General features: G+C 51.4%; 21 protein-coding genes. 11 read left to right on the top strand and 10 right to left on the bottom strand.

Going from position 1 to position 19822, the window contains the following annotated elements; translation table 11 throughout:
* Window positions 1-52: 52 nt before the first annotated feature.
* Complete coding sequence (locus tag JNJ77_19340; protein MBL8824749.1) at window positions 53-1132, bottom strand: hypothetical protein; 1080 nt, start codon at window positions 1130-1132, stop codon at window positions 53-55.
* A gap of 190 nt (window positions 1133-1322) precedes the next feature.
* Between JNJ77_19340 and JNJ77_19345 the strand changes: the two genes are divergently transcribed.
* From JNJ77_19345 to JNJ77_19360, 4 genes are all read left to right on the top strand, one after another.
* Window positions 1323-1718 (top strand): response regulator, encoded by a 396-nt coding sequence (locus JNJ77_19345; GenBank protein MBL8824750.1) that lies wholly within the window; start codon window positions 1323-1325, stop codon window positions 1716-1718.
* Between the two features lie 96 nt (window positions 1719-1814).
* Window positions 1815-2102: a co-chaperone GroES gene (locus JNJ77_19350; GenBank protein MBL8824751.1), complete on the top strand. Its 288-nt coding sequence runs from the start codon at window positions 1815-1817 to the stop codon at window positions 2100-2102.
* 290 nt (window positions 2103-2392) lie between these two features.
* The gene (locus JNJ77_19355) at window positions 2393-4039 is read left to right on the top strand and encodes a choice-of-anchor E domain-containing protein (GenBank protein MBL8824752.1); all 1647 of its coding nucleotides are present in this window, start codon (window positions 2393-2395) and stop codon (window positions 4037-4039) included.
* Window positions 4040-4101: 62 nt separating this feature from the next.
* On the top strand, window positions 4102-5829 hold the full coding sequence (locus JNJ77_19360) for a BBP7 family outer membrane beta-barrel protein (protein MBL8824753.1): 1728 nt from the start codon (window positions 4102-4104) through the stop codon (window positions 5827-5829).
* Window positions 5830-5974: 145 nt separating this feature from the next.
* Here the strand turns inward: JNJ77_19360 and JNJ77_19365 are convergent, their stop codons facing one another.
* Together JNJ77_19365 and JNJ77_19370 are read right to left on the bottom strand one after the other, a co-directional pair.
* Entirely contained in the window at window positions 5975-7168 is a 1194-nt protein-coding gene (locus tag JNJ77_19365; GenBank protein ID MBL8824754.1) for an LptF/LptG family permease, read from the bottom strand.
* 27 nt (window positions 7169-7195) lie between these two features.
* On the bottom strand, window positions 7196-8341 hold the full coding sequence (locus tag JNJ77_19370) for an LptF/LptG family permease (protein ID MBL8824755.1): 1146 nt from the start codon (window positions 8339-8341) through the stop codon (window positions 7196-7198).
* A 130-nt stretch (window positions 8342-8471) separates the two neighbouring features.
* Here JNJ77_19370 and JNJ77_19375 point away from each other — a divergent pair, with 130 nt between their 5' ends.
* Window positions 8472-9218: a metal-dependent hydrolase gene (locus JNJ77_19375; protein MBL8824756.1), complete on the top strand. Its 747-nt coding sequence runs from the start codon at window positions 8472-8474 to the stop codon at window positions 9216-9218.
* Here JNJ77_19375 and JNJ77_19380 read toward each other — a convergent pair.
* From JNJ77_19380 to JNJ77_19395, 4 genes are all read right to left on the bottom strand, one after another.
* Complete coding sequence (locus tag JNJ77_19380) at window positions 9202-10284, bottom strand: hypothetical protein (protein ID MBL8824757.1); 1083 nt, start codon at window positions 10282-10284, stop codon at window positions 9202-9204. The genes JNJ77_19375 and JNJ77_19380 overlap by 17 nt on opposite strands.
* Before the next feature lie 7 nt (window positions 10285-10291).
* On the bottom strand, window positions 10292-11551 hold the full coding sequence (locus JNJ77_19385; protein MBL8824758.1) for a right-handed parallel beta-helix repeat-containing protein: 1260 nt from the start codon (window positions 11549-11551) through the stop codon (window positions 10292-10294).
* Window positions 11552-11634: 83 nt separating this feature from the next.
* Window positions 11635-12048, bottom strand: a complete 414-nt coding sequence (locus JNJ77_19390; protein MBL8824759.1) for a hypothetical protein — start codon at window positions 12046-12048, stop codon at window positions 11635-11637.
* A gap of 67 nt (window positions 12049-12115) precedes the next feature.
* Complete coding sequence (locus JNJ77_19395; GenBank protein MBL8824760.1) at window positions 12116-13087, bottom strand: aminoglycoside phosphotransferase family protein; 972 nt, start codon at window positions 13085-13087, stop codon at window positions 12116-12118.
* A gap of 62 nt (window positions 13088-13149) precedes the next feature.
* Between JNJ77_19395 and JNJ77_19400 the strand changes: the two genes are divergently transcribed.
* Both JNJ77_19400 and JNJ77_19405 read left to right on the top strand, forming a co-directional pair.
* A complete protein-coding gene (locus JNJ77_19400) occupies window positions 13150-13743 on the top strand; it encodes a DUF1080 domain-containing protein (protein ID MBL8824761.1) in 594 nt (197 codons plus the stop codon).
* A 4-nt stretch (window positions 13744-13747) separates the two neighbouring features.
* The gene (locus tag JNJ77_19405; GenBank protein MBL8824762.1) at window positions 13748-14503 is read left to right on the top strand and encodes a class I SAM-dependent methyltransferase; all 756 of its coding nucleotides are present in this window, start codon (window positions 13748-13750) and stop codon (window positions 14501-14503) included.
* A 3-nt stretch (window positions 14504-14506) separates the two neighbouring features.
* Here the strand turns inward: JNJ77_19405 and JNJ77_19410 are convergent, their stop codons facing one another.
* Window positions 14507-14812, bottom strand: a complete 306-nt coding sequence (locus JNJ77_19410; GenBank protein MBL8824763.1) for a redoxin domain-containing protein — start codon at window positions 14810-14812, stop codon at window positions 14507-14509.
* Window positions 14813-14848: 36 nt separating this feature from the next.
* Window positions 14849-15013: a hypothetical protein gene (locus JNJ77_19415; protein MBL8824764.1), complete on the bottom strand. Its 165-nt coding sequence runs from the start codon at window positions 15011-15013 to the stop codon at window positions 14849-14851.
* A 205-nt stretch (window positions 15014-15218) separates the two neighbouring features.
* Between JNJ77_19415 and JNJ77_19420 the strand changes: the two genes are divergently transcribed.
* Window positions 15219-16364 carry a Gfo/Idh/MocA family oxidoreductase gene (locus tag JNJ77_19420; GenBank protein MBL8824765.1) on the top strand — a complete coding sequence of 382 codons (1146 nt, stop codon included), beginning with the start codon at window positions 15219-15221 and terminating at the stop codon, window positions 16362-16364.
* Entirely contained in the window at window positions 16364-16654 is a 291-nt protein-coding gene (locus JNJ77_19425) for a hypothetical protein (GenBank protein ID MBL8824766.1), read from the top strand. Before JNJ77_19420 ends, JNJ77_19425 begins: the two co-directional genes overlap by 1 nt.
* Window positions 16655-16695: 41 nt before the next feature.
* Here the strand turns inward: JNJ77_19425 and JNJ77_19430 are convergent, their stop codons facing one another.
* Window positions 16696-17454, bottom strand: a complete 759-nt coding sequence (locus JNJ77_19430; GenBank protein ID MBL8824767.1) for a hypothetical protein — start codon at window positions 17452-17454, stop codon at window positions 16696-16698.
* A gap of 261 nt (window positions 17455-17715) precedes the next feature.
* Here JNJ77_19430 and JNJ77_19435 point away from each other — a divergent pair, with 261 nt between their 5' ends.
* Both JNJ77_19435 and JNJ77_19440 read left to right on the top strand, forming a co-directional pair.
* Window positions 17716-18993, top strand: a complete 1278-nt coding sequence (locus JNJ77_19435; protein MBL8824768.1) for an adenylosuccinate synthase — start codon at window positions 17716-17718, stop codon at window positions 18991-18993.
* A gap of 2 nt (window positions 18994-18995) precedes the next feature.
* On the top strand, window positions 18996-19760 hold the full coding sequence (locus JNJ77_19440; GenBank protein ID MBL8824769.1) for an isoprenyl transferase: 765 nt from the start codon (window positions 18996-18998) through the stop codon (window positions 19758-19760).
* The last annotated feature ends 62 nt before the right edge of the window (window positions 19761-19822 follow it).

Consider the following 19822-nt stretch of genomic DNA (forward strand, 5'->3'; position numbering starts at 1 on the left):
ACAAAACATCCAACTTGGTATTTCCAAGCTGGATGTGAAATTGCATCCCAGATTACCGTACTTGCTTTAATTCACTCCAGTTTCCAGTCAATGTGGCATTGGGATCGAATGTTGCATCATTGCTCAGAACCACCGTTCCGTTGGAGTGTACCCACGCCTGGTTGTATCCACTCGGTAAGCTGTAGTGCACACCGGCGTTGGTATATTCCTGTGTGCCCCGGATGTAGTCGCTGAACTGCTTACTGATGCGATCTTCCGAAGCGTTCTTGTAAGCCCGTGCTTCACGCATCAGGGCCAAGGCATGATCATTGTTAGCGCTGATCTGCCTGCTGATGGTACCGGCATCGGCAATGTTCTGCATCATACGTTTGGTAAACAGGCTTCTTACATAGAGCACCTGTTTGTAGTGTTCTGCATTGCCTTTCAGTGAATGGACACAAGCGAGTATGGCAGGCGTTGCAGCGTCCAGTTCGCCTGCTTCTGCCCGAATAGAAAATGCCAGCCCGACACCCCAGGAGATCATCGAGGCATTGTTTACACCCAGAGAAACTTCGGGATGATAGAAGCAGGCAACATAGAAATCTTCTTCGACTGACTGCCCCTGGAACTGGTAAGTTACCCGTGTTCGTGTTGCTTTCCAGTTGCCTTCGCCACTCATTTTCTGACAGAGCCTGGCCAACTCAGGCATATCAAAATGCCTGATAGACTCTGGTTTCACCTTGCGATGGCCGGGCAGTGTGAATTCTTCAATCAACTTGCCCGGTGCAGTAGGTTCGAGAACAATCTGGCCCTGGTAGTTGCTCAGCCGCTGCATGGGGAAGACAGGATTCTTCAGGTGGCAGGCATAGGCGATGGGAAGAAATTCGAGTTGCTGGAAGGTTCCCGGCTTGCTGATAATGGCTTCAAAATTGGCTTGATGATACATATTCGGGTACCATTTCACTCCACCTTGAAACTGCCAGCCTTCCGGCTTCAGGATACTCCCTGCCACCATGTTGTTGACCATGGGATCGCGAATGACGACGGGTGTCATGGTCAGCGTTTTGTCGGGCTCATTTGCAATCGAAGATACCAGGGCGTTGAGAACAACCATGGCTGCAGTGACTATGGATCGAGCGGAAGTTGATAACATGTTTATGCTCCGGTTGGGGTTATGGTGCACCCATTACCGGAACAGGCTCGACTCGTGACAGAAAAAGTGAACTCGGCTTGCAGAAGTTTTGCAAGCAAAGTAATTTATGTCAAAATATAGAAGTCAGTAAAATCGTTAGATTAGGCACTCTATTTGCTCAGATAATTTGGGTACACTCGAGACTGTCAAGATGGCTGTTCTGGAACGTAAGGATTACTCGATTCTGATTGCAGATGACGACCCGTTATGCAGGGAATCGTTAAGGGAGATTATTTCCCCGATAGGTTACCCTACCCTGGTTGCTGAGGATGGCGAAACCGCCTTGCAACTGCTGGAATCACAGCCAGTGCATTTGTTTCTCTGCGACATGTATATGCGAACCTTGAATGGTCTGGAAACCGTCACACTGGCCAGGCGAATTGTTTCAGAATTGCCCTGTATTCTCGTCACGGCTTCCTCGGATGATCAACTGGTACGCAAAGCCATGGAAGTTAAGGTGTATTCCATTGTTAATAAACCTGTCAATCGACATGAGTTAGTTTTCACTTTGCAGCGAGCATTGCGAAAGACTTACAGCTCGCAGTAAGAAATAGAACAGTTTTCAGCGCTGGTTTGTATAATCACAGTTATCACCTGCCTTATCAGCCTGTGATTGAATACATCCCCCCGGAGTTGCACATCAATGAAGATTGTCCCTTTGAATGACAAAATCATCGTCAAACGAATGGAGGCAGAGGAAAAATCCAAAGGCGGCATAGTCCTTCCCGATTCAGCCCGGGAAAAGCCCCGCCAAGGCAAGGTTCTGAGCATAGGCGATGGAAAGCTGCTGCCAAACGGCACGCGACAGCCATTCGTTGTCAAAGAAGGTGACAAGGTGCTCTTCAGCTCCTGGGCAGGCAATGAAGTGCGAGTTGACAATGATGAATTCCTGATCATGACTGAAGATGATCTGCTGGCAGTGGTTGGCTGATTGAGAAACCGAATGCGATTCACGCCTCCGATTCTTTCGGAGGCTTTTTCAATTCAAGCAGCGATTCAGGTAACTGCCTTAACTTCAGTAACATCTGTAACACCTGTAGGGTTAGTAGCTTTCCACTTGTAGCGTCCGGGGGGACTATAACTGGTCCGAAGCGGATCAAGTGTCGTGCGGTACATGCTTTTGAGCCATGCTCGAGGACGATTCCTCCGATCACAATACATAGAGTCTTGCGCGGGATTGCGCTGGCATGGATGCACAACAGGTCGCATGGAGTGACAACAATGACTCGACCCCCAAGGCGTTCATACGCTTTAGAATTGGAATGTCTGGAGGATCGTCGCTTACTGGCTGGGAATATCATCAGTGGATTTGTTTTCGAAGATCTCAATGGCAACGGCATACGGGATACAAACGAACCCTCAGTAGCCAACAGCATTATCGAACTGAAAAACGCATCCGGTAAGGTAGCTGGCACCACAACAACCGATCAGTACGGCTATTATCAATTCAGTACAGACAGTTCACTCGGCTCCGCGATTCAGTCGCAATCGCAGACGTTGAATTTCTTCAATACTTCGATGAATTCCATTCGGGCCCAGGCCCTGCAGCAGTTCAATCCTTCGCTGGGAACACTACAATCGGTTGAAATCAAGCTGAATGGCCAGATCGTCAGCTCCATCAAAGCAGAGAACAAGAGCAGTTCTCCTGTTACTCTCACAGGCTCCGTGGCAGGCACCATGCTGCTCAATGGACCAGGATTCAACCTCAATCTGCAGATCAGCCCCAGCGCTGTTACTGCACATTCACTTGCAGCCTTTGATGGATCCATTAACTACGCTGGTGGATCGGGAATTACGCTTGGCAATCAGTCCGCGTCAGGCATTCAAACCCAGACATTGACAGGCAATGCGGTAAATGCCTTCATTGGCAACGAGTCTGTCAACCTCTCCTTCCTGGCTCAATCCAATATACAAGTGACTGGTGGCAGCAATCTTGCCAGCAACATCTCCAGCCTGGGTAATGCCGAAATCACTGTTACTTATCGCTATCTGACAGCCAGCCCGCTGAAGGCAGGTAAATATACCATGACGCAGAAATCACAACCTGCCGGCCTACTCGATGGACGCGAATCTCAGGCGAACACCGTTGTGGCTAATTCGCAAAAGACCGATTCCATCAGTGTGGTGTTAGGCACTTCCAACAGTTCCAACAACAACTTCGGCGAATACCGCCCTGTTGCCATCAGTGGCAAAGTCTACCACGATAGCAACAACAACGGGCAAATTGACGCGACCGAACAGTTCTTTGCCAATGTCCAGGTCAAACTGACTGGCACCAATGATCTGGGCAAGAAGCTGACTTTGCTGACTACCACTGATGCCCAGGGCAATTACCAGTTTGGCAACCTGCGGCCCGGCAATTATTCACTAGCCCAGATGTCACAGCCTGCTGGCTACGTTTCAGGTAAAGTGACTCCAGGCAGCCTGGGTGGAACCGCTGGCACCAAGAAAGATATCAGTTCAATCATGATTTCGGGCAGCCAGCAAGGAACCAGCTATAACTTCGGACTGAACGCCAAATCAGCAACAGGTATTCCCTCTTCCACACCCGTGCAGCCCAGCAATGGATCAACATCGGGTGGCGGTTCAACAGGCATCGGCAAAGGTGTCTTACTGGGAAGCACGCCTATTCGACCACCTAGCAGTGGTGGCAGCACACCTGGAGCCATTGGCAAAGGACTTCTGCTGGGAAGCACACCTGTTGTACAGCCACCATCCAGCGTAACGCCAACGCCTCCGAGTTCCGCTGGTGGATCTCTGGGTAAAGGGTTGTTGCTGGGTAGCACACCCATCAGACCACCGAGCAGTGGAGGGAGCAGCTCTGCTGCGATTGGAAAAGGGCTTTTGCTGGGTAGCAGTTTCAAATAACAGACAACCCTCTGAAGGATCAACTACTTCGCCGTAGGACAACGCATACTGGAGTGATGGCAATGAAACGGTCGTACATCAAGTGGTGCAGCTTTGCGATTGTGGGATTTGGAGCATTACCCATCGTCGCCCAGGACTGGAAGCCTGTCAGCACCCATACCGCCCGTTATGAAGAGGCAGCTACCTCTTCGATGTCCCTGCTGGGCAGGCCCATCACGGGTCGATCCAAAGTGGATCAGGCCATCGAACGCACCGGCTTTGCTGGTGACAACAGCATGGCATTGCCCATTCCTCAGGCGCCAGCAGGGAAATCATATGGCGTTGAAACTCTGCCGCCACCGCGTGTTTCTGCTTCGGGATACCCGATTGCAACAGCACCCGCCAATGCGGTTTTACCTCCAAACATGAAACTGATGCCTGCTGCCCAGACACCTCCGATGGGTGCAGGAACTGTCATTTATCCAGGCAGCATGCCCTATCCTTCAGGAGATTTCGCCCAGGGTCAGCCGCAACCAGGTGGCCCGCCAGTGGTGGTCAATGGACCAATCGATGGGCAGATCTTTCAAGGTGCACCGATTTATGACGGCGGTGCGTTCCCCGGCATGCAATACAGCGGGGGCATGTCTGATCGATACTTCCTGCAGTCAATTCATGGCAGCCCAGGCCTCTGGTATGGCAGTCTCGATTTTGTCCTCTTTTCGGTTACTCCAGACAAGGCTCCTGCTCTGGTGATTACCGGCCCACAGAATACCACCAGCATTCTGGATGGAACCGTCGTCTATGGCGGAAGCGATCTGCCCACCGATACCATGCTCGGTGGTAGAGTCAGCATGGGTGTCTGGTTTAATCGACGCCAGTCTTGGGGTATGTTCGGCAGCTTCTTTACCACACAAGACCAGGCCATGCATTACCAGGCTGGCTCTGCAGATGGCAGTACCTTCTATGCTCGACCCTTCTTCAATACGAGCACCGTCAATTTTAATGGCACACCGCGTGTACCTGCGGAAGATTTGGAACAGGTTTCGCAGTTAGGAACAGCTTTACGGCCTGCTCTTGGTGGTTTCGTGAACATCGATCGCACGAGCAAGCTTCGCGGCGCGGATTTGAACTTCAGGTTCAATCTGTGCAATAACTTTCCACCTTGCCGAAGAACCCATTGGAACATCGATGGTTATGCAGGCGTGAAATATCTGGGCTTTGATGAAACGCTGAACATCACGGAGAACATCAACGTATTGAATGACTTTGTGATAGATCCCAATACTACACTGCTTCAGGGTACACAATTCTTCGTGCAGGATCGCTTCAGCACACAGAATGCATTTATTGGCGGCAATATCGGCTTGATCAGCGAAGCACGCATGGGACGATTCTTCATCGAAATGCGTACCGGCATTGCATTGGGTGGCACCCAGCAAACGGTAACGATTGGTGGCAATACGCAAGTCACTACGCCTAACGGCCAGACAACCGGGTTGCTGACAGGAGGCTTGCTCGCACAGGAATCGAACATTGGCACCAATACCCGATCACAGTTCAGCTATGTTCCCGAACTGGGGTTAAAACTTGGATTGCAAGTGACCGATCATCTTCGTGTCTTCGCTGGTTATGAAATGATGTACTGGTCGAACGTGGTACGCCCCGGACAACAGATTGATCGCAGCGTCAACGCCAGCCAGTTGCCGCAATTCCCTGGACCAACCAGCGGTGAAGTCCGACCACTGTTCAACTACCAGACGAGCAATCTCTGGATCAGCGGTTTCTCTGCGGGCGTATCCTGGATTTTCTAAGTTGCTTTTGAACAACTCGAAAGCTGTGGCAGGGTCGTGTGGTACTCCACTCGACCCTGTATTATTGCAATAACTTTATGTCGCGGCATCAGGGTCGAAACGGAGTACCGTTACGACCCTGCCACAGATTTTCAACAGATTTTTTCTACGTGCGCATGGTTGACAAGACGGGTGGAACAATCGGTCCGAGAACCAGTAACGGCAGCCAGGCTGCCAGTGCCGGGTCGATGGCATCAGTCTTGATGAGCGCTGAAGTCGCCATGCCGAAACCCTGCAGCAAGCCATAAATCATCAGGCACCAGGCAACACGCACAAAGATGTTCCATTCTGATCGTCCCACGATGATGGGCAGGCCTAACAGGAACAACAGCAGATCATAAAACGGTGCAACCAGCCGCTGATGCATCAGTCCGATGACCGCAGAACGCTGGGGTAGACCTTCTTCGGTCTCCAGTGCTTCAAACAAATCTGCGGTGGATTGAAACAGATACCAATTCGGCCTTCTGACAAGTCTCTTGTAGCTCAGTTCTGTATGCAGGAAGAATTGCCCGGGTTTTAATTGCCTGATGGCCGGGTGTGCGATGGGCAGAACATCGGGAGTAGAGCCATTCATGAACCAGCCATGATCCTCAGGCCGGGTACCTGCATGGTAGAACATCTCCTTCGACTGGATGTGCAGAGTTTTACCTGTGATATCTGAGGGAAATGTCACACGGGCAAACTGAATCATCTGTCGATTGGGATAAGCAACCTTCGCCTCAATATGGATATGTCGATTGTCGAATGTACCGGAGACCAGTAATGGACGCTTGCCCAGCGGGTCTTCTGCCTGCCTGAGCAGATTATCCGCGCAGTGAGGTATGACCAGTTCAGTATCCAGCCATTGCAGTACGAGAAAAAAACTGGTGATAGCAGCGAGTGGTATCAGCAAGCGTCGAAGCGGAACGCCTGCTGCCAGGATGGGCATCAGTTCGTTCTGCCGCTCCATCCAGCCTAATGTAAATGCACCAGCCAGGAGAATGATGATCCCGTTGACGCGCTGAAAGAACACTGGAACGCGGTAAGCATAGTACACGCCTACGTTTCTGAAAAAGGTAGAAACCTTTTCCATTGGCGTTTGTTCTACAGACGATTTGCCTTTCTTGTGGACAACCCCCGTGGTAGATGCCTGATTGGCTCGTTGTTCTTTCATCAGGACTTTAACAGGATCGGGCGCGGTAAATTCTTCGAACTTGGTAAAGACATCGATCACGATGTACATCATCACCAGGCTGGCAAAGGTTGCCAGGTAGGCAAACAGAAACTGCCTTAACAGGTATCGATCCAGCAGGGTCACCATGTTGCTCCTGTTCCTGGGAATAAGCCCTTATCGGCGTCCGAGTCGCCATAAGAGCATCAGTCCGGCAACTCCCAGAACGGCATTGCCCAGCCACATGGCCAGGTACACATTGTTTCCATCCTTACCCAGGTTTTTCATCAGCAGATTGAGTGGATAGTAGACCAGCACAATAGGCAGAAAACAGGTGACGAAGGAACTCAGAAAATCACTCTTTTGAAACCAGATTGCTACCGGGCAGCCGATCAGAACAAAAAAGAAACAACCGAGTGCCAGCGATGGTCGTTCCGCCAGTTCCACCCGCAGTTCGCCAACCTCACGACGAATGTCATAGTACTTCTGCCGTTGAACCAGATATTCCGTACTTCCCGGCGAATACTTCTCCAGTTCTTCCTTTTGCTTCTCCTCTTCGACAACTGCATCGACCTGGCGTTCAAGGATTTCCGGAATAGACCGCTCTCGTGGCCGGGGATTGCGATTGACCTTCTTAGGGAACGGAATCTTGATGACTTCCCGTTCAAACTGGCCTGAATTTCCCTCGCGAATGACGTCGGGCAGGATCAGCGTGACGATGATCGTCTTGGTATCCAGATCGACTTTGATTTCCGCTTCCTCAGCGGAAGCTATCATGACGTACTCACCCTTTTCATTGCGTTGTTTGAAGATAGGGCCAATGAGTCGTTTGCCGTGCACTTCCCGAACATAGATGGAGTATTGAAACCCAGGTTCGTTAAAACAGAGATCACGCCGCAGCTTGGCGTAGAGAAAATCTTCTGATTCGTTGAATGCCATGCCCCTCAAGCGATGATGCGTGTGGGGAATATACTCGTAATGCAGCGCAAACACGCCCGCTGATATCAGCAGACTGAGCAGCACCGCAGGCCATAAAGCAACACGAATGGGAATGCCAGCAGCCTTGATGGCTGTAATTTCGTTATCAGCCGACAACCTGCCATACACCACTGCCACGGTAAATAGCATGGTGGCAGGAACGGTATAGGGCAAGGTACTGGGCAGAAGCAGCGGCACCAGCAACATGATATGTTCCGGACCCAGACCCTGCTGCGAGGTTTCCTGCACAATGCCTGCCATCACCACGATGGAGGAAAGGCCAGCCAGGGCCATGATGAAGATGCGGAGCAATTCCCAGAGTATGTACCGATGGATAAGGAGCACGAACAGTCCCCGTTCAGAAAACCGTGTCGGCGGACTATACCGGCTTGGCGCTGGGGGTCAAGGCGGGGTTGCTGGAACCACGTTATTGAGGTAATTTGCGCAAGCTGAATGCCTAGCGAAAGGATGCACCATGGCTGCGTTTCGAGAGCATATCGCCTTTTCCACTGTTTTGGGAGTCGGTTATGCTGTTGGCTTGAAATCGCTTGGGTTTGAACCCGCGCAGGCAGTACTCGCTGGCAGCATATGCAGCCTATCAGGCATGTTGCCTGACCTCGATAGCGACAGTGGCAGACCCGTCCGGGAGATGTTCAGCTTCATCGCTGCCGCCTGCAGCATTCTGATCTTTCACAAACTGGGGGATGGGAATCTCGAATTCCGCTTGCTCCTGGCCGGCGGTATGTACTTGTTCATGCGTTTCGGATTTTCATACCTGTTCAAGCAACTGACCGTGCATCGTGGCATGTGTCACAGCATTCCTGCTGCACTGATTGCAGCCATTTCCGCTTATCTGCTCTTTGTCAGCGAAGGCGACCGCATTGCATTGGCGATGGCTGGTGGTGTTCTGATTGGATTTGTTTCCCATTTGTTGCTGGATGAAATATATGCTGTCGATTTTCGTGGGCTGAAGCCCAAATTGAACCAGTTTGCCGGCAGCGCATTAAAACTCTTCTCCAAGAACACTGCAGCTACCGTGGTAACCTGGGGATTGCTGTTTCTGCTCAGTTATCGTGTAGCAGTGGTGGAAGGAGTGTTGCCAGAAGGACTTCCAAGTGTTGCAGACCTGCGTGAAGCCCGTAATTCACTGTTTGAAAAACTGGGTATCAGCAAGGATCGTGGTAAGCCACTCAGCATGAACACCACTATTTCAAAGAACTGATCCAGCTACGAATCAGATTGACACCCTCTTCATCCACCATGCGGCGTGGCAACTCAGGCATCATGATGCCTGGCTCCGTCGATTCGAGCCGATGAATCAGAATCGATTCATCTGGCTTGCCAGGCACCACATCATAGAGTTTACCGCCCGAACCACGACCAGCAGCAACAGGAGTTTTCATAACACCACGCTTAGCTGGTTCCAGCTGCGTATAGCGCAAATCGAGCCCAGATTGACGTGCCGGGCCGGTGGGATCGTGACAGTGAGCACAGTTGATATCAAGCCAGGCTCGTACCCGTTGTTCCAGCGAACCGGTTGTTTCCTGATTCCAGACTGGCACCGCATGTACCTGCTGCCCATTCTTCAAACCTTGCAGTACACCTGCATCCCGCCAGAGTTCCAACTGATTGGCTCCGGCCATCGTTCCTGGTGGCGGCCTGTTGAGATTCCTGGGCTTGGGGCCGATGGGTTGATTGGTCGGGCCATGACAGCCTTTGCATTGGTTGGCATTGGGAACGATGTAGGCATTGGTCCGTTCGTTGCCGTCAAAATGAGTCCATTTGGACTGCACGATGGAACCGGTCAGTTTCTGGGTCGCTGCTGTCTGCTCATCATTCCAGAGGTAGCTGACACCAATCCAGCCTGCCGCTTCCCGTTTCAGGATGCGAGTTTCCAGTAACTTCTGTCCTTTGGCGGGGTCACGCTGATCATGTGGGTAAGCAAAAGTCTTGGCAATCAGCGTTCCAACAGGAAACTCCAGTGATGCATCTTCGTTGATGAATTGCATGCTGCTCCCTGCCGGGAGCTTGATGAAGCGATACTTGGCAGTGTAATCGGAAAAGAGTGGCGTGTTCAACTCGTAATGCAATACACCTGCTACAGGCTCCTGCTCTGCAATAGGCCCCTGGAATAACTGAAGATCTGCCAGCGAATTGGGCAGTTCATCCCATTGCTGGGATGAGCCCGCCTTCTGAACCTTGGTGGCTTCCGTTTTCCCGCAACCTGAACATACGACTGCCAGACACACCCATGCTGCGAGGCTGATTCTTGTTGCTTGTCTTATCATAGGTTGCTTACTTCAACTCCACCGCAGGCAGTGCTGGCAATGTCCCGGCAACGGAAGCGATGTTACGTTCGATTTTGGGCTTACCTAATGCGAACTTCAGAATATCGCCGCCGGTGTAATTCAAGTTAACAAAGCGTGCTTTGTCTTGATTCGAGATCTTCAAGCGTTTCTCTTCAGGCAGCTTGCCATCGACTTGCTTTTTGGGATCAGTATTGCCATCGTACAGAATGTCAGGCAATGGCTTGCCTAAGAGGCCAGTGAGCAGTAATCCCATTTCGCCACCGGGTGAGTTGCCATTCTCTTCAAATACATTGTCGTGAACGTAAATACCTTCAGGATATGGGTCATAATCCTTATCCTGAATCGGCTTCTGCACCAGGTGGTAGCTGATGATCGACAAACCAGTGGTATTGTTCTGCTTGACCTGATTCTGAAAGAGTTCCACCTGGTCGCTGGCCAGCACCATCATGCCCGTTCCCGGAGGTACTGTGGCTACAATGTTGCCCTTGGGTGCAAAGTTGCGATGATTGTTGGCAATCACCGTGTTCCTGAACACCCGCACCTGCTTACCATTCTTGGCGGGCAAGTCAGGCAGATCAAACACCAGCAACCCGCCGGTGTTGTTGGTCGAGTAATTGTCAAAGACATCCACTTCGGTGCAATTTTCGATCTCGATGCCTGCCACATTGCGGGTTGCCTTGCAATTCTTCACGATAACCTGCTTTGATTGACCGACATAGATACCAGCATCGGATGCGCACTCAGCTTCGCAGCCATCAATAATTACATGGCTGCACTGTACCGGATACAGGCCGTACGCTCCATTGGTTTCTGCAGGACCACCCGTCCAGCGAGCACGCACTTTGGTCAGCGTAACATTGGTGGCGCCGTTGATTTTCAAAGCATCACCCTTGGTGTCTTCAATGGTCAGTCCTTCCATTTTGAAATCATTCCCGGTCACCAAGATTCCTTCCTTGCCCTGATCCTGTTCCTTAAATGAAAGAATGGTCTGATCCATGCCTGCTCCGCGGATAGTCACACCGGGAACGGTTAGCGAAAGACTGGTATTGAAGGAATACGTCCCTGCAGCCAACTCAAGGGTTATCCCCGTTTTGGCCTTGATCAGCGCAGCAAGAATGTCTTCCTGTGCCTTATCCGAAGGATGGAATTGCAGCACTACGTCATTACAGGAATTCCCTGAAACATTCACCGGGTTGTTATTCGAGCAACCCGCCAGGAGTAACAGTGCCAGAAGTATGAAGCGCATGAAATCACCTCAATAGATAAGACATTACTGCTGTACCTTACAATAGTGCGAGAATCTTCGCTAGAACAATCGTCCCGCCTGTATTAGTTTTGCAGACCAAGCAGTTGGCCCAACCAGCGAAACATGGAAAAAACCGGAAATCGCTCCGGACTGCGGCAATACTCCACCAGTAACGCAGCAATATGGGGACAGATGCCATACTTGCCAATGGAACACGAACAATTCGCTTTGTCTATCCGGCCATCAACGACATTGGCACGAACCTGATAATACAGGCTGCCATGTCTTTTGCCTTCACAGTAGGCCTTGATCCAAGTGCCTCGTCGTGAATGGTGAAAGAGCAACGACTGTTCGACGTATTTGAGGCCACGATTAAACTGCACCTCACCCACCCAGGTATGAATAATGTTCTCTGCAATGGGTGCCTGACCTCTGCGTGCAACTGTCTTACGTTGCCTGCTTTGTCTCGAAGTTTTTCTATGATTGACCGAACTCATATCATTCCTTTTCGTTTCACTCCAATTATTGATTATATTTAGCCGGGGCATGAGTAGTCCTTTACGATCAGAAAACAGGTTGATTTCTCAGACTGCAGAACCGATTAAGCAGGAACTGCAATCGCCTTTCACCCTCCTGAATGAAGGAAACAGCACGTTTCGCTTTCATCAGCCAGGTAAGCCAATTTCCGATGGCAACCAGCAATCCCCACGTTTCAAGCAGCGTGCGTAACTGATCGAACTCTGAAGATGTTGATCCATACTCTGCCAGGGCACTGGACCTGATTGCAGGGTGAACCGATTCCATCGATCCAAACAGCCTTGCCAAATCCTGAGCAGGGTGATCATAACGCATTCCACCGTAGTCCACGATACCAGTTATCAACTGGTCTTTGAACAGGAAGTGTTCGATACGGCAATCGGCCAGACAAGGGTGTTGACCGACCTTGCGAGACAACCAGGGACCAAGCGCATTCAGCCCCGATGCTCGATATCGCTGAATGGTTTCTGCAGCATGAGCGTACACAGGTAGATCCGGGATTGCCTTGAAAAAGCCATGCTGCCAGGCTAAGAGCTTTTCATGCTGAATTTGCACAGCGCGACACTGCGTCATAACTCGATGACCCATCCGCCGCCAAATGGTATGCAGTTGGGAGATGACACGGACGATCTGCTTCAGTTGTTCTTCCGAAGGATTCAGGCAGGGTTCACCTGGTATCCAGGTACAGACATCCCAATATTGGTGTTGCGATTCCACCGTTGTCGATCCAGTATAAGTGGGCAATACTGCAGGCACACAGTTGAGTCCCTCCACTCTGGCTTGATTCATCATCGCATGTATTTCAGTCAACTGCATGTGGACGGGATGCCCCATCGGCCATTGCTTGACCGCCAATATCTGTTGCGCTGTTTCTACTTTCCAGACCCTGGCGCCGGAAAAACTTGCCGGCTGCAGAGTTACCGATTTAGAGCGTTCCAAACATGGGAATTGCCTGCACACTTCATGCGGAATTTCCGTATTGTACTGGTGAGTCTTCATACGGTTCACCAAACGATAAACAGACCACTTGCCGATTCAAACCATTTCATGGGAGCACCTTGATGCATTCTGGTTTAGCTTTTCTGATCTTAACCTGTGGCCTGTTGTCACCTCAAGAGGGATCGCCTACTCCGGGCAACGTCGCCTGGAAGGGCCTGGACAAACACTGGTCCGTTCGCCAGGACTGTATCTACGGCACCACGCAACCCAAAGGCATCGACTTCAATACGTTTCTCTGTTCCCAAAAGGAATTCCGGGATGTTGAACTGAGCCTGAAAGTCAACATCGTTAACGGAAAAGGAAATAGTGGTATTCAGATTCGTTCGAAGATCATCGATCAGAAGAAATTTGTTGTGGCCGGTCCCCAATGCGACATGGGCCAACAATACTGGGGCAGCCTGTATGGCGAACAGTTTGGCGGCATGATGAAAGCCTCTGACCCGGAAACTGTCAAGAAAGTTATCAAGACCAATGATTTCAACGACTACTACATTTTGTGCCAGGGCAAACGAGTGGTCATCAAGATCAACGGAACGACCATGCTCGATGGCAGCTTTGACAAGCTTCCCGATTCTGGCATCATCGCACTGCAGATTCATGGCGGCGGACCGATGGACGTCATTTTCAAAGACATCGTCATCAAGGAATTGAAGTAATTCCATGAACGAACGCCTGCGTCACGAACAACACTTTCATGATGAGCAGGCCCAGGAACGCCGCCAGGGCTGGGAAGCAAACCCAGCCTTGTTGCGTTTTCCTGCCGAAGATTATCTTGACCATGAACCGTGGGTACGCCCGGCACTCGCCAGACTTGGCAACCTGCAATATAAGCGAGTTGTGGACTTTGGCTGCGGGCACGGCATGGCGTCAACCAGCCTGGCACGCATGGGTGCCCATGTAATCGCTTTCGATCTTTCTTCAGGCTACGTGCACGAAGCAGTGTGCAGAGCGAAAAGCAACCAAGTCGCAATTGAGGGTGTAGTGGCTGATGGCGCTCATTTACCTTTTCGAGATGGCAGTATGGACGCCATCTGGGGTGTCGCCATACTGCATCATCTGGAACTGACCCATGCAGCTAAGGAAATCAAACGAGTGCTGGCACCTGGCGGACAGGCCGTTTTCTGTGAGCCTTGGGGAGGCAACCAACTCCTAGAACTGGCCCGGCGTTACCTGCCCTACGCCGGTAAGGAACGGACTGCCGATGAAAGACCGTTGACTGCGGACGATCTACGCCAGATTCAAACAGTATTTCCCAGTGCTGAATTACAGTTCGTGCAGTTGTCGGGCATGATCCGCCGAGCATGGAAAAACTGTCCGTTGCTTCCCATGCTCGATCGATTGGACGGTGCCATTTTACGCCACTGGCTAACACTCCGGCCCTGGTGCCGGTATGTTGTAGTGCATTTAATCAAGTAGTTTCTACCGTTCCTTCAACAGCAACTTGATCTTGTCATGCATGATGGTATCGCCCTTGGCGCCCTGCCACTTCAGTTCACCATCCCACCGGAAACGACCATTGCCTTTCTTGTCAATGAGATAAACACTGGGCCAGATGCGGTTGCCGTACCGGTTCCAGTTCGCCTGGTTATTATCCACTGCAACAGGATGAGTCAGGCCGGCATCTTCCAGTTTCTTTTTCAGCTTGTCAATTTTGTACTCAGTCTCGGTTTCAGGTGTATGAATACCGATGATGACCACTTCGCTATTCTTATAACGTTCCTGCACTTCCCTGTACCAGGGATAGTTTCGGACACAGTTGATTCAGCCGAATGCAAAGAAATGGACCACCACCACTTTGCCTCGCAGTTCCGAAAGCTTCAGCGGCTTGGAGTTGACCCATTCGGTCACTTTGTTGAATTCCGGAGCGGGGGTTTTGAATTCTGCCTGCGGCGCAGCAAGCGATACCAGCAACACCATCGGTAACATCAGCGTTTCTCCTGTAACCCTTGAGAAGTGAGAGTAAGGGCTTGTTGCAGAGGATTTGAAGTTTCTGCAACAATGATTGGTATCAATAAACTATGCCATCCCGGTTGAAGTTCCATATTAATTCTGTCAATGATTGACTTCCACACCTTGATGGAGTGCAATGAGCACACTCCTGATCTTTACTCTCTGATGAGGTTCAGAAACGATGGCCGCTAAACCCCTGCGTATTGGAATGATCGGTTACGGATTCATGGGTCGGGCTCATTCTAACGGCTATCGTAAAGTCGGGAATTTCTTTGATCTGAAACATCAGCCGGTTCTGCAGGCAGCCTGTGCCCGCAATGAACAGGCAGTCAAAGCGTTTGCTGACAAATGGGGTTACGCCAGCACTGAAACCGATTGGCGCAAGCTGGTCGAACGCAAAGACATTGATGCCATCGACATCTGCACCCCCAACAACACCCACAAGGAAATTGCTCTGGCTGCTGCAGCCAACGGCAAGATGATTCTCTGTGAAAAACCACTCTCCATGAACGGTTCGGAAGGCCGTGAGATGGTGGCTGCTGTCGAAAAGGCCAAAGTGAAAAACATGGTCTGGTACAACTACCGCCGTGTGCCTGCGGTGACACTCGCCAAGCAACTGATTGACAGTGGCAAACTGGGCCGCATTTTCCATTACCGTGCCAAATTCCTGCAGGATTGGACCATCAGCCCCGATCTGCCTCAGGGTGGCAATGGCCTGTGGCGGCTCGATGTCGGCGCAGCTGGTTCCGGCGTAACAGGCGATCTACTCGCACATTGCATCGATACTGCCCTTTGGCTCAATGGCGACATCAACACCGTCAGTGCCATGACCGAAACTTTCATTAAGGAACGGCAGCACAACCTCACTGGCAAGAAAGAAAAAGTGGGCATCGACGATGCCTGTGCATTCCTGTGCCGCTTCAACAACGGCTCGCTGGCTACCTTCGAATCGACCCGCTATGCCCGGGGCCACAAGGCACTCTACACTTTTGAAATCAATGGCGAGCATGCCTCCATCGCCTGGGATCTACACGACCTGCACCGGCTGCAGTATTTCGATCATAGTGACGAAGGCATTGTCCGCGGCTGGAGAAGCATCCATGTCACCGATGGCGACCACCCCTATATGGGCAAATGGTGGGTGCCTGGCTTACAGATTGGGTATGAACATTCCTTTGTCCACCAGGTTGCCGATTTCTGCGAAAGTCTGGAAACCGGCAAGCCAGCTATGCCCGATTTCCGCGATGCACTGCGGACACAGTATGTGTGTGATGCAGTGCTCGACTCAGCACGTGATGGAAAGTGGAATAAAGTTGAGCAGGTTTAATGACACCGGAACAGATTAAACAACTGACGCAGCTTCCCACGGATCAATGCCTCATCACCCAAGCTCTCTGGCACGATGCCCACGGCGACTGGAAAGCAGCCCATTCCTGTGCTCAGGAAGATCATACCCACATGGGTTCCTGGATGCATGCCTACCTGCACCGCAAGGAAGGGGATATTGGCAACGCCCGTTACTGGTACAGTCAGGCGGGAAGGCCGGTGTTTCAAGGAGGCCTGCAGGAGGAATGGGCCGCCATCGCCCAGGCACTTAATGAAACAGCCCGGGATTAACTCCGGGCTATCTTGCATTTCTATTGTAGGCTGACAGTTGCTTACTTTTTCTCAGTAATCACAGGCAGTGGTTCAGGTGTTGTCGCATAAATCCACTTGTAGTTAACGAACTTTACCTGTTCACCTTTCAGGTTGTCATCATCGCCTACGCGTTTGAAATTGAGTTGCAGCGTTTTCACGCGGACAATTTCCTTGCCATCGGGGCCATCAACCTTGGTGTAGCCATTGGAAAGGCCGAACACCAAGATGCTGAACTGGGTTGACTTGGGATTGATGTCATCCCAGGTGGCAACGCCAGTGATTCGGAGCGGGTAGGCAATGCGGTTGCCACTGCCATCGAATTCCTTGCTGACAGGGATCGGTTCCTTGCTGATGGTCCAGGAGTTCTTGATATCGAGGATGTTCTGCTCATCCTCCCGTTTCTGCACTTCTTTTTGAACGGTGTGCAGCACCTTGTCGTGATGAACCGTGTTCTCATCCTGAGCAAGCCAGACAAAACGGGGATTGAAATTCCGAGGTTCACCCGTGGTATTGGAAATCTGATACCATAGGTACCAGACAACCTTGGTGCCCTTCCCCGGAACATCGATCTTCATAATTCGAGGATCTTTGAAGTGGAAATCGAGCATCCAGATGTTGGCTTCACGATCTTCCGGACTGGCGAGTTTCTCCACCACGCGTTCGTTGAAACCCACACCCACCGGTGGTGGTGTAGTCTGCGAAGAAGCAGGTGGCTCTTGTGCCAGGCCTGACAACGGAATGCAAGACAGGATGGCCAAACCAACCCAAAATCGCTTCATGATGCCAACTCCAGCAGTTCAGCGGCAAAATCGTTAAAACCGTAACACCAATACATCTGCACCGCAGGTAGTTTCCCACCCTACGTTCGACCATACCCGTCTGAAGGCGCCCGGTCAAGGCTTACCCCATCGGAACATATGGTAGGCGTTCACTTTGTGTCGGCATAGAACGTATAAGTCGTACTTGAATGGGTACGCAGAGTATTTTCCCCGTTTTGGTGTTCTCCAACAGTTGCATTGATTAAAACCGGAAAGGTTCTGATGTCCTCTGTGGTGTGCGTTGTCGGTTTACAGTGGGGCGATGAAGCCAAAGGCAAAATGGTAGACCTGCTGGCAGAAAAGCATCGGATCATTGTCCGTTACAATGGTGGTGCCAATGCCGGGCACACGATTGTACATGGCGATAAAACCTTCAAACTTTCCCTGTTGCCTACTGGCGTGCTCAGGCCTGATCGCACTGCAGTGATTGCCAACGGCGTGGTAGTGTATCCGCCTCGGTTCATTGAAGAGGTCGATAGCCTTCAGAAAGCCGGCATCAGCATCACCGGGCAGAACCTCAAGTTGAGCGACCGGGCACATGTGATCTTCCCCTACCACATGGCGGAAGAAGCTGCTCATGAAGGCCTGGCTCCCAAGCCTATCGGTACCACTGGGCGTGGCATCGGACCCTGCTATGCAGACAAGGCTGGCCGAACCTATGCTATTCGTGTTGGTGAACTCTTGCAGCCCGACTGGCTGCGCGAACGACTGAATATCATTGTCCCCATCAAGAACAAAATCCTGGCTGCACTGGGGTCCACCAGCCAGTTCAAGGCTAACCAACTTGCTGATGAGTACATTGCCTTCGGAGAAAAGCTGCGACCCCACATCACCGATACCACTGAACTGCTGCATCATGCCCTGGTGACCAAAGACACGATTCTTTTTGAAGCAGCACAAGGCAGCTTGCTCGATCTGGATCATGGTACTTTCCCTTATGTCACCAGTTCCAGCAGCACTGCAGCAGGCATTGGCAGCGCTGGTGTACCAGCACGTCGATTAACCAAAGTTCTTGGCATTGTCAAAGCTTACACAACAAGAGTAGGTGGAGGCCCCTTCCCCACTGAGTTGACCGACGCCATCGGCGACCAGATTCGCAAGGTGGGCAGAGAGTATGGCACCGTCACTGGCCGACCAAGGCGCTGTGGCTGGTTTGATGCCGTTGCAGTGCGCTACACCGCAGCGCTCAGCGATGCTGATTCTGTATCCCTGATGCTGCTCGATGTTCTCAGTGGACTCGAAGAAGTCAAAGTCTGCACAGCGTACGAAGTCGATGGCAAGCGGGTGGATCATTTCCCTAGTGATTCCCAGATACTGGCTAAATGCAAACCTATCTACACGACGATCCCCGGCTGGAAGGAAGATATTTCCAAGTTGCGGAAACTCAGTGACCTGCCCACTGCTGCCCGCCGGTATGTTGATGTCATCAGCGGTGCGGTCGGCTTGCCTGTATCCATGGTATCCGTCGGTCCGGATCGGGATCAAACCATTATCTGCTGAGCATGCCCACCAAACCCCGCTACACCCCTGATGCACTGCAGTCCTGGGGAATCACCACGATTCCGAGGCACATTGCCATCATCATGGATGGTAATGGCCGGTGGGCAGGCAAGCGGGATGAAGTGCGTACCGTCGGTCATCGCCAGGGGGCAGGCAGTGTTCGCGTGGTGGTGGAAGAATGCTGCAGGCTCGGCATCGAACAACTGACACTGTTCTGCCTGAGTTCAGAAAACTGGAAACGGCCGCAAACCGAAATTGATTTCCTGATGGCACTGCTCAAGGAATTCCTGATCGAAGAGCGCGAGGAGATTCTTGAGCAGGACATCAAATTCATGACCATAGGCCGCCGAGAGCCACTACCAGCGGACGTACTGCATGAAATTGATACCAACTGCAGACTGAGCGAACATAACCATGGCATGACGCTCTGCCTGGCCATCAACTATGGCAGCCGCATTGAAATTGTCGATGCGGTACAGCAACTGGCCCGAAAAGTACAGCAAGGGCAACTGAAGCCTGAACAGATTGATGAAGCATCCATTGGACAAGCCCTGTACACGGCGGGATGCCCTGATCCAGACCTGCTGATTCGTACTGCTGGAGAAATGCGGATCAGCAACTTTCTACTTTGGCAGATTTCTTATGCTGAACTCTATGTGACTGATCTCTACTGGCCTGATTTCGATCGAGAAGCATTATTTGATGCTGTCAGAACTTTTGGAAAACGTGAACGAAGATTTGGTGGGCTAACCGATCTGAATGCTTAATCGCCTTTTGAAAAAGCGGAAGTTGTGGCAGGGTTGTAAATGTACTCATGTTCGACCCTGTA

It is taken from the genome of Planctomycetia bacterium, from assembly GCA_016795155.1.
In the GTDB taxonomy this organism is placed as follows: Bacteria; Planctomycetota; Planctomycetia; order Gemmatales; family HRBIN36; genus JAEUIE01.